This window comes from Veillonella sp. CHU110, assembly GCF_003992255.1.
Lineage (GTDB): Bacteria > Bacillota > Negativicutes > Veillonellales > Veillonellaceae > F0422.
Map to the genome: position 1 here is coordinate 97,182 of NZ_RQVA01000007.1, position 10,183 is coordinate 107,364.

Sequence of the window (10,183 nt, forward strand, 5' to 3'; positions counted from 1 at the left end):
GATGAGGTGATTCATGAAAAAGAAAGGGTGGCTGATTAGTGCCTTCATAGGGAGTACCATACTAGGAATTGGTTTTGGTTTACAACCGTTTAGTGAAGCCTATATAGGGCCTTATGTGCAAGAACAATTACATACAGCACTGAATGGAACCGTTTCTTATGAATCATTCCATGTTGGATGGGATGGATCCGTTCAAGTCGAAGACCTTACAGTGGATGATACTAAAGGAAATAGAGTGTTAACTGCTGATATGGTCACCGTCTCTATACAGTGGCTTCATGTGTTGCAATATCCATTTGGCAATGTATCTCCTGATGCATTAATCGGTACGATTACTGTCACAGCGCCGCATGTAAATGTGGTGCGAGAAGCTGATGGTGAGTGGAATCTGTCCAAGCTTATGAAGCACCGAGAGAGCGAGACTCAAAGCCAATTTAGTGGGCTTATTCGATTGGGAAATGGTACAGTATCTTTGATGATGCCTCAAAGGTCGCCGCTTGTATTGACGAATGTCAATGCATCCGTCGTGGGTGATGGAGGGCACACCTTGGAGAGCGTCATAGATACAACGCTAGGAAATGACAAGATTCACGGAAAGGTCACATTAGGCTTAGGGGAGACTACAGATAGATCTTTTTATTTAGAGTCTAGCCATTTAGAGTTGAAACCAATACTGGAAAGTTTCGATATTGTAGATGCAGAGCATGCCTTTACAGGAACACTAACTGATGTGGCTGTTACTATGCGCAAACGGAGTGGATTTTGGTATGGAGAAGGGCAGCTTTCCTTTGACAATGTTGGGGCTAAGGTAGATGGCTATGCATTACAAAAAGGTAAAGGGAGTGTTCAAATTCATGGTGATGTAGTTACGTTGCAGAATATAGAAGCTGAAATCAATGATGAACATCTATTCTTAGGAGGAACAGTGCATCATGTATTTGATGAGGATCCTACACTACATCTATCCATTGGACTGAAAGAGTGGAACTTAGCTCCATTTACGCAGGGGCAAGGTACAGGGTATATTTCTGGCGATGCGATTGTAACGGGGCCTATTTCTAACGTGAGAGGCAGTGCAGATATACAAGTACATGATGTCACGTATAATGGGATTACCTTAAACCGTGGCACAGCCCATGTTGCCTATGGCGATCAAACCATACAGATATCTGATATGATGGCGTATACTCAAGGTGGAACTGTAACGGGCTCTGGATTGTATCACGTAGAGGATGGCACATATATGGCTGCTCTTAGTGCACAGAATCTGTCCTTGTATCAATTACCTATCGATTCTATGCCACAATTACAAGGTGTAGTGAGTGGTGATATCACGATTCAGGGGGATCACAGTGGAATTACTTCTGTACAGGGGACCGTATCAGGTAAACAAGTGAGCTATCAATCTATGTTGCTAAATACATTGGAAGGTAGTATTGCTTGGGATGGCTCTACCCTTGTTGTTCCGTATATGAATGGCACTATGGGATCTGGCTCATTGACTGGTAGTGGACAAATAGGTAATGGTACATTTACTGTTAATGTACATGGCACTGAGATTGGGCTTTCAAATTTAAACGGATGGTCTCCAAAGCCGTTGAGCGGAAATGTATCGATGTCAGTTAACCTAGCAGGATCTTTGGAAAATCCTACTGGAACTCTTGAAATCAGTGGTAAAGACATGGGCTTTGGATCTATGAAGTTTGATCAGGCTCTAGTGAAAGCTACTATGCAAGATGGCAGATTACAGTTGACCACAGGTGATGTATCCTATAAAAATAGTCACTATCAAGTGCACGGTTCATTAGAACTAGGTGGAAATCAGCAAATTGATATGACGGCTAAGGCCGATGATGTACGGCTAGAAGAGGTCACCTCAAATGTAACATCTATGCCAATCACAGGTTGGGTGCAGACAGAGTTACAAGCACAGGGAACTTTGCATAATCCTCAGATATCAGGTCATCTGAAAGCTTGGGATGGTTCAATCTATGGAAAACTTTTTGAATCTATTGAGGGTGATTATTCCTTTGCAGATGGAGTGCTTACATTGCCTCGGTTAGAAATGAGTACGTATGGTGCATCAGTTATCGTAGATGGCAAATTAGATAATCGAAAATTAGATATCAATTTGGCAGCGAAGGCGTTGCCAGTGGGACCATTTATTCGCAATACTGGGGTGAATTTAGATGGGTATATTGAAGCCCAAGGATATCTAGGTGGTACTGTGGATGATCCAATTTTTGAGGGGGCTATTACATCTGATGAACTTCAGGTTCAGAAGTCTACATTACATAATGTAGCAGGTAGCCTATATATGACGCCTAAGGTGCTTAACTTACAAGAGTTGACTTTCACAGGGGCTGGAAATAGTCGCTATGAAATCAAAGGTGGAGTTCAGTTAGATGCGTCAAAACGGATATATGGATATGCCCATGTAGAAGATGGAGATATTCATCAATTACTATCATTCGGTAATGCTAATGTGCCAGATATTAATGGCAAGTTGCGAGGTACTGTTGATCTTGGTGGTACTACGGAAAACCCACGAATTGATGTAAAAGGGTCTATCGTAGATACCTCTATTCGCAATGAAGTAGTTGGAACGACTATGATTGATGCCACGTATGCGGGTCGTACAGTTGATATACGGACATTTACATTACCTATCAAAGAAGGTTTGATTGCAGCGAAGGGTAAAGCTGACTTAGATGGAGATTCAGATATACAGATAGTGGCGTCGAAAGTTCCGGTGGGAACTGTATTGCCACTAGTTACAACAGAGGTGCAAGGTCAAGGGGATTGGAACTTTATTATCAATGTAAATGGTAAGACGAAGTCTCCTAAAGTGGAGTTTTCCAGTGAAGTGGAAAATCCTGTTGTCAATGGAATTGCCTTAGACCAACTGAGTATCTTGGGAACGATGGAAGATGAAGTGATTTATATCCAACAGGGAATGATCAAGAAAGCAGATTCTTCTATCAAAGTTCGAGGTAAGGCTCCATTGGAGGCGATTGTTCATAATGAATACATGTCACCAGACCCTAATAAGCAATTTGACATCTATGTAGATATGAATGAAGCAAATCTATCAGTTCTTCCGCTCATGTTCAAAGGCGTTACTAGTGCAGATGGAGCTATACGAGGTGTAGTTCATGTGACAGGGACTGCTTCTAATGTATTGGCAAAGGGTACGGTGGAATTATCTGAAGGTACTCTTAAATTAAAGGCCATGAAAAAGCCTTTCGATAAGTTGAAAGCACAACTTGTGTTCAGAGGTAATCAGCTAGACTTGACCGGTAGTACTCTAGTGGGAAAAGGTAATGCAGGTATATCCGGTAGTATCGGATGGGCAGCTAATCATATTAACTCTTATTATGGTGCTTTGCAGATGAAAAACCTAGAGATGGATCATGAATTCTATACGGGACCTTTGGATGGGGAATTGTATATGGTGGATAAGAATAATATGCCAACTTTAGTGGGTACTATTTCCTTACATGATGTGGTGGCGTCGATACCACTTTCTTTTGAAAGTTCCGGAGAATCTATACCGCTAGGTCTTGATTTAACTATAGATGCAGGTGATAATGTGCGCTTGTATAATCCACTTCTCTATGATATGTATTTACAAGGAAAAGTAAAATTTGAAGGTACTCTGGGGGATCCTAAAGCCAGTGGTCAATTATCTGTTCGAAAAGGATATTTGAAATACCTGAAGAATCGATTCAAGATTACAGAAGGACAAGCAAAATTTGTATCTGGTAGTATTATTCCGGAGCTTAATGTACGCAGTATGTCCAATGTAAAAAGCTATCGTGTATCTTTACAAGCGGAAGGCCCGGCGACGCAGATGAAGTTAAAACTTTCCGCGGAACCAAATCTGTCAGATCGACAAATCATTTCGTTGCTGACATTTGGTAGGAATGTAGGGAATACGAGTGGCGTTACCTCAGAGGACGCTAATGCATTACTGGCATCTGGATTGCAATCGTTGGCCTTTGGCTATATCGAAGATGTGTTACAAGATTCTTTGGGACTAGATATGGTCAATATTACAACTGGTTCCCTAGATGGAAAAGATTCTAGAGATTTGCAAGAAAAAAATAATTTTAATGTGTCTATTGGGAAATATGTATTGCCAGATTTCATGGTTACCGTCACACGGGGGCTCAATAATGATCGAATGGCTTATGGATTCCAATATGACGTGAATCAAAGTATTAGTGCTACGGGATGGTTAGATAATAGTAACCGGAAATATCTAGGAGCGCAGTGGAGATATCGGTTCTAAAGGAGGTGAAAGTATGCTTAATGATTATATTGCCAGTGTTGATAAAATTGAACTATTGACGGCTGAGGAAGAACAGAAGTTATGGAAAGCCTATGAAGAATCAGAGGATATGCAAGCTCGCATGACAATCATTGAGCATTATCAACCTCTAGTATTAAAGGAAGCGAATGTATATAAGTCGACGAAAGTAGATATGATGGACTGCATTCAGGAGGGGACTATAGGTCTTATTGAAGCTGTGGAACGGTATGACTCAACAAAAGGGGTAGCCTTTTCTCTCTATGCAGTACATCGCATTCGTGGACGCATATTAGATTACCTACGAAAAGAAGGTAAAGAAGGCGTCATTTTACAGGAAGAAACCGAAGATGGTGAAACTTGGTGGGAACAATTACCTGCTGAGGGCCCTTCTACAGAAATCGTTTGCGAGGAACGCATGTATGGTGACATGGTCACATCCGCTATGAAGCAGTTGCCCTTGGCGGAGCAGCACGTAGTGGAAGAAGTCTATTACAAGGACCATAGTGTAGCCTCTATTGCAGACACCTTGGAATGCAGTCATAGTTATATCCATCGACTGCGAAGAAAAGGCTTAGCACGTCTGAAAGGAATGTTAGAAGCCGTAAAAGAAACGTGGGATGATAGTTAACTTTGATAGATAGAGCCTATTTTACTTATACAGCACTACCTAGGTGTCAGCGGGTAAGTTGATGACAGAGGTAGTGCTTTTTATATGTGAAGGCATATCGAAATAATTCACTTGACATAGATATGGTTTTTGTTTATTATAATTATATTATTATATAAAGAACAGTGATGCGAAGGACATGACCTTAATCATCTATACTTTCAGAGAAAGATACCTTGGCTGTGAGTATCTAGTGTAGACTTAGGAGTTACCACCTTCAAACTGGTTTGGTGAAGGCAATGCTTGTAATCGAATCCGTGGGGACACGTTATAGTCCGTAAGAGTGAGTCCGTTATATAGGACTAACTAGGGTGGAACCGCGAAGATCTTCGTCCCTTGTGTGGGAGAGGGTCTTTTTTTGTTGGTAAGATCATGGCCATCCCCAATGGCATATAATTGTTTAGACCTAGGGAGGTACAAAATGAGTGAAGTAAATATTATATTACCTGATGGAAGTTCTAAAGCATTTGCTGCAGGAACTACTTTGGGAGAAGCAGTAAAACAAATTTCAAACAGTTTAGCAAAAAAAGTATTGGCTGCAGATGTAAACGGTGAATTAACAGATCTTCGTGAAGTATTGGTGGAAGGCTCCAAAGTAAGCTTTTTAACATTTGCAGAAGACGGTGGTAAGCATGCATTCCGTCATACTGCATCTCATGTGATGGCGCAAGCAGTAAAACGCTTATGGCCAGATGCACAATTGGCGATTGGACCAGCTATCGAAAATGGTTTCTACTATGATATCGATATGGAACATAAATTAGTGCCAGAAGATTTGCCAAAAATCGAAGCAGAAATGAGCCGTATCGTAAAAGAAAACTTGCCTATCGAAAAAGTGTTGATGGAACGCCAAGAAGCATTAGATTTCTTCGCTGCAAAACATGAGAACTATAAAGTAGAATTGATTAATGACTTGCCAGCGGATGCAGTAATCTCTGCATACAAACAAGGAGAGTTCACTGACCTTTGTGCTGGTCCACACTTGGCAAGCACTGGTAAGGTGAAAGCTTTCAAACTACAAAGTATTGCAGGTGCATACTGGCGTGGTGATGAAAAAAATAAAATGTTACAACGTATCTATGGTACTGCCTTTGAAAAGAAAGAAGAACTAGAGGAATACTTACATTTATTAGAAGAAGCGGCTCGTCGAGACCATCGTAAATTGGGCAAAGAGCTTGGCTTGTTCGTCATCAAAGAAGAAGGCCCTGGATTCCCATTCTTCTTGCCAAAAGGTATGGCAGTGCGTAATGCTTTAGAAGATTTCTGGCGTGAAGTACATCATGATTACGATTATGAAGAAGTTCGTACACCAATCATCTTGAGCCAACATTTGTGGGAAACATCTGGTCACTGGTTCCATTACCGTGAAAATATGTACACAACACAAATTGATGAAGCAGAATATGCCATAAAACCAATGAACTGCCCAGGTGGTATCTTGGTGTATGCAAACGACATGCATTCCTATCGCGATTTGCCAATTCGTATGGCAGAGCTTGGATTAGTACATCGTCATGAATTGAGTGGTGCTTTGCATGGTCTATTCCGTGTACGTAGCTTTACACAAGATGATGCTCATGTATTTATGACTCCATCTCAAATTAAAGAAGAGTTAATGAGCGTTATCGATTTATTCGGTCGTATCTACTCTCAATTTGGCTTGTCCTATCATGTAGAGTTGAGTACAAAACCAGAAGGTGCTATCGGAGATGATGCAATCTGGGAATTGGCAACAGAAGCGTTGCGTGAAGCGATCGAAGCAAAAGGTATTCCATACCGTATTAACGAAGGTGATGGTGCCTTCTATGGTCCTAAACTAGACTTCCATATTCGTGATTCCATAGGCCGTACATGGCAATGTGGTACTATCCAATTGGATATGAACTTGCCAGAACGTTTCAACTTGGAATATATCGCAGAAGATGGACAGAAACATCGTCCAATCATGATTCACCGTGCTTGTTTCGGTTCTATGGAACGATTCATCGGTATCTTGATTGAACACTTTGCAGGGGCATTCCCAACTTGGATGGCACCAGTACAAGTGAAAATCCTTCCAATCAGTGAAAAACATGTAGAATATGCTGAAAAATTACGTAAAGCATTTAAAGATGCTTATGTAAGAGTGGAACTTGATGACCGTAGCGAAAAGATTGGTTACAAAATCCGTCAAGCCCAAATGGAAAAAGTATCCTACATGCTTGTTGTGGGTGATAAAGAAGTGGAAGAAGGAAAAGTGGCAGTTCGTAAACGTGGCGTAGGCGAACAAGGGGCAATTCCTTGGGAAGAATTCTTGGCAAACATCCAACAAGAAATTAAAGATCGTGCATAATACCCTCCTTAGCGTATCTAAGCAGAAAGTATCGTGTATACATAGGAAAAGCATCTTCACAAGAAGATGCTTTTCGTCATATAATAGAGGTAGAAAGAAGTTGGTCTTTCCTATTTTCTATTAATCTGAGCAGAGGTGATAGGATCATGATTACATTCGACGATGCAGAAAAACAAAAATTAAGTCCTGAAGATTTAGAAAAACTAAAAAAACACAATGACATTAATGAATGGCCTTGTCCATTGACTGATGAAATGAAGCAGCAAATGCACGATAGTTTTAAAATTGTACCTAAAAAGAAATAAGAAAAAGCAGTAGCGATCATAATTGAATTCGTTATGGCTTTTTGTATATAGAAAACCGTCATCTTTGTGATGACGGTTCTTCTATGTGTTTCTATTGAATGATTGGTGTAAGTTTATTGTAAATAGAAAACTACATTTGCTGTTTTGTTGGCGGCCATATCTCCTTTTTCTACAGGTGTAGAGCTAGATAAATCCATAGATTTTACTGCAAGCATAGCATATCTAGGGTTTACCTCCATAGTCTGTGTATGTGTAGTTCCTAAGCTTGCTGATTTAACTGGACCTAGTTCGCGGCCAAGAGACTTTGCAATCACTTCTGCTTGATGGCGTGCGTCGTTGATAGCAGAAGTAGACAGTTGATCTTCCATTTCTTGTGATACATCAGTTTGGAATGTCAGAGAATTAATATCAGAAGCGCCACTAGCAATAGCAGCGTCGATAGCCTTGCCTATAGAGGCAGTATCATAGATTCTAACGACAACAGTATTATTCACATTATAACCATTTAATTTGGAGTTTCCATCGATATAATCGTAGTTAGGATTAATCGTGATGTTAGATGTTTGAATATTGTTTCTAGATACGCCTAAATGTTGTAAAGAAGAGATGAGTTTAGACATAATTGTATCATTATGTGATTTAGCAGATTGAACGGAAACATTTTTGCTAGATACACCAAGATTTAACAATGCATACGAAGGTGCTACTTGATGAGCAGCTTGCCCTGTGACTGAAATTTCTCCAGGATTAATATCTGCTGCCATGGTGCCTAAAGTTGCAGATGCCATTAATGTGCCAATTGTAAAAGCTTTCAATAAAAGTGAGTGTTTCATAATTTTTCCTTTCCTTGTCATCGTGGATGTTGACAAATGAAAAATAGGTGACCTACAATGAAAGATGTATAGTGCTATGCATCCTTTTTATAGTTATTATACTACATAATAAAAATGAATTTAGAATGAAGGTTAGGAGTAGAATCATGAACCCAATTGATATTATGTTAGATCATAAAAGTATTCGCCAATATAAACCAATGCGAGTGTCACCTCAACACTTAAGTATTTTATTAGATGTGGCAAAACGAACGGCCACAAGTATGGGGATGCAAACATTCAGTATCATCCGTATTGTAAAGCCAGAAATTAAGGCGGCTATTGCAGAAGTATGTAAACAAGATTATGTGAGAGATATGCCTGAACTGTTTATATTTGTGGTGGATGCTTATCGCAATGCACAAATTATGAAAGAAAAAGGACTAGACCTTGATACGGCAAATGATGCAGATCGATTCTTCCAAGGTTGGACAGATGCGTGCTTAGCGGCGCAAAATATGGTAACGGCAACAGAATTAGCTGGATATGGGACAGTGTATTTGGGAAGTATTCTAAATGATACAGAAAAACTGATTGAAATTTTAAACTTGCCTGAATTAACATTCCCTGTAGTAGGACTGGGATTAGGTATGGCTGACCAAAAACCTGCTTTAAAGCCACGTATGCCAAGAGAAGCGAATGTGTTTGATGATGCATACAGCACGTTTGACAATTACCATGAACTACTGGAAGATTATGACGAAGAGATGAATCAATATTATGATCTTCGCAGCCCTAATTATCCATTGCCTAAGTTTACAGACCAAGTAGTAGGGCGATTGAAAATGAAAGACGAGAAGCGAAGTGCATTGATTAGAATAGCAGAAAAACAAGGGTTTCGTTTTTAATGCTATTCTGTTTTGCTTAAGTTCTTAATTGGGAAAAGGGAAACGAGCAACATATTCCTCCACAAACTGATCCTACGGTAGGTTTGCTCCGGAACATGTTGCTCGTTTCTGCGTTTCTACATTTAGGTAGAACTAACAGCATGAAACATTCTACGCATGATGACACTACAAGGGTGGTCTTGGAACATGTTGCTCGTTTCTGCCGTTCTATGTTTAGGCAGAAATAACAGCACAAAACATTCTATGCATGATGACACTACAAGGGGGGCCTTGGAACATGTTGCTCGTTTCTGCTTTTCTACATTTAGGTAGAAATAACAGGATGAAACATTCTACGCATGATGACAGTACAAGGGTGGTCATGGAACAGGTTGCTCGTTTCTGCGTTTCTACGTTTAGGCAGAAATAACGGCGTGAAACATTCTACGCAAAGATGGCGTTCCTTGGTAAATATAGTTTTTAATAAAGTTTGAAAATAATTGTGTTAAGGGGTTGCAAATAATTTGGAAATAGCATATAATACTTTTAGTGCTTGAGACACAAGCACTTTTAATTTTCTCAAATCATATTAGATGAAAGAAAATAAAAAAATGATTAAAATAACTGTTGACACAAACTTGTGAATCTGTTATCATAATCTAGTCGCCACAACACAGAGTTGTGAATGACAAAGTTGATCTTTGAAAACTGAACAATGTAAGGTAATTACTTCGAAAGAAGTAAACATAAGCCAGAGTGCGGGTTTCACATAGTTGAAACCAACCAAAAAATTCTAGCCAAGCAATTGGCAACAACGAAAATGAATGAGCTATCAAATAGCTTCAAGATATCTTGGAGAGTTTGA

Annotated in this window: 6 protein-coding genes and 1 other annotated feature; of the genes, 5 read left to right on the top strand and 1 reads right to left on the bottom strand. The window is 39.8% G+C overall.

Annotation, left to right across the window (positions count from 1 at the left end):
- The first annotated feature begins 13 nt into the window (after window positions 1-13).
- From EO122_RS04520 to EO122_RS08230, 4 genes are all read left to right on the top strand, one after another.
- On the top strand, window positions 14-4,294 hold the full coding sequence (locus EO122_RS04520; protein WP_127009562.1) for a translocation/assembly module TamB domain-containing protein: 4,281 nt from the start codon (window positions 14-16) through the stop codon (window positions 4,292-4,294).
- Window positions 4,295-4,307: 13 nt separating this feature from the next.
- Window positions 4,308-4,943 carry a sigma-70 family RNA polymerase sigma factor gene (locus tag EO122_RS04525; RefSeq protein ID WP_127009563.1) on the top strand — a complete coding sequence of 212 codons (636 nt, stop codon included), beginning with the start codon at window positions 4,308-4,310 and terminating at the stop codon, window positions 4,941-4,943.
- A 158-nt stretch (window positions 4,944-5,101) separates the two neighbouring features.
- Window positions 5,102-5,322 (top strand) — a binding site (T-box leader).
- An 81-nt stretch (window positions 5,323-5,403) separates the two neighbouring features.
- The gene (gene thrS, locus EO122_RS04530) at window positions 5,404-7,314 is read left to right on the top strand and encodes a threonine--tRNA ligase (RefSeq protein WP_127009564.1); all 1,911 of its coding nucleotides are present in this window, start codon (window positions 5,404-5,406) and stop codon (window positions 7,312-7,314) included.
- 146 nt (window positions 7,315-7,460) lie between these two features.
- On the top strand, window positions 7,461-7,619 hold the full coding sequence (locus tag EO122_RS08230; protein ID WP_164725962.1) for a hypothetical protein: 159 nt from the start codon (window positions 7,461-7,463) through the stop codon (window positions 7,617-7,619).
- Between the two features lie 113 nt (window positions 7,620-7,732).
- Here the strand turns inward: EO122_RS08230 and EO122_RS04535 are convergent, their stop codons facing one another.
- The gene (locus EO122_RS04535) at window positions 7,733-8,452 is read right to left on the bottom strand and encodes an SIMPL domain-containing protein (protein WP_127009565.1); all 720 of its coding nucleotides are present in this window, start codon (window positions 8,450-8,452) and stop codon (window positions 7,733-7,735) included.
- 146 nt (window positions 8,453-8,598) lie between these two features.
- Here EO122_RS04535 and EO122_RS04540 point away from each other — a divergent pair, with 146 nt between their 5' ends.
- On the top strand, window positions 8,599-9,339 hold the full coding sequence (locus EO122_RS04540) for an NADPH-dependent oxidoreductase (RefSeq protein ID WP_127009566.1): 741 nt from the start codon (window positions 8,599-8,601) through the stop codon (window positions 9,337-9,339).
- The last annotated feature ends 844 nt before the right edge of the window (window positions 9,340-10,183 follow it).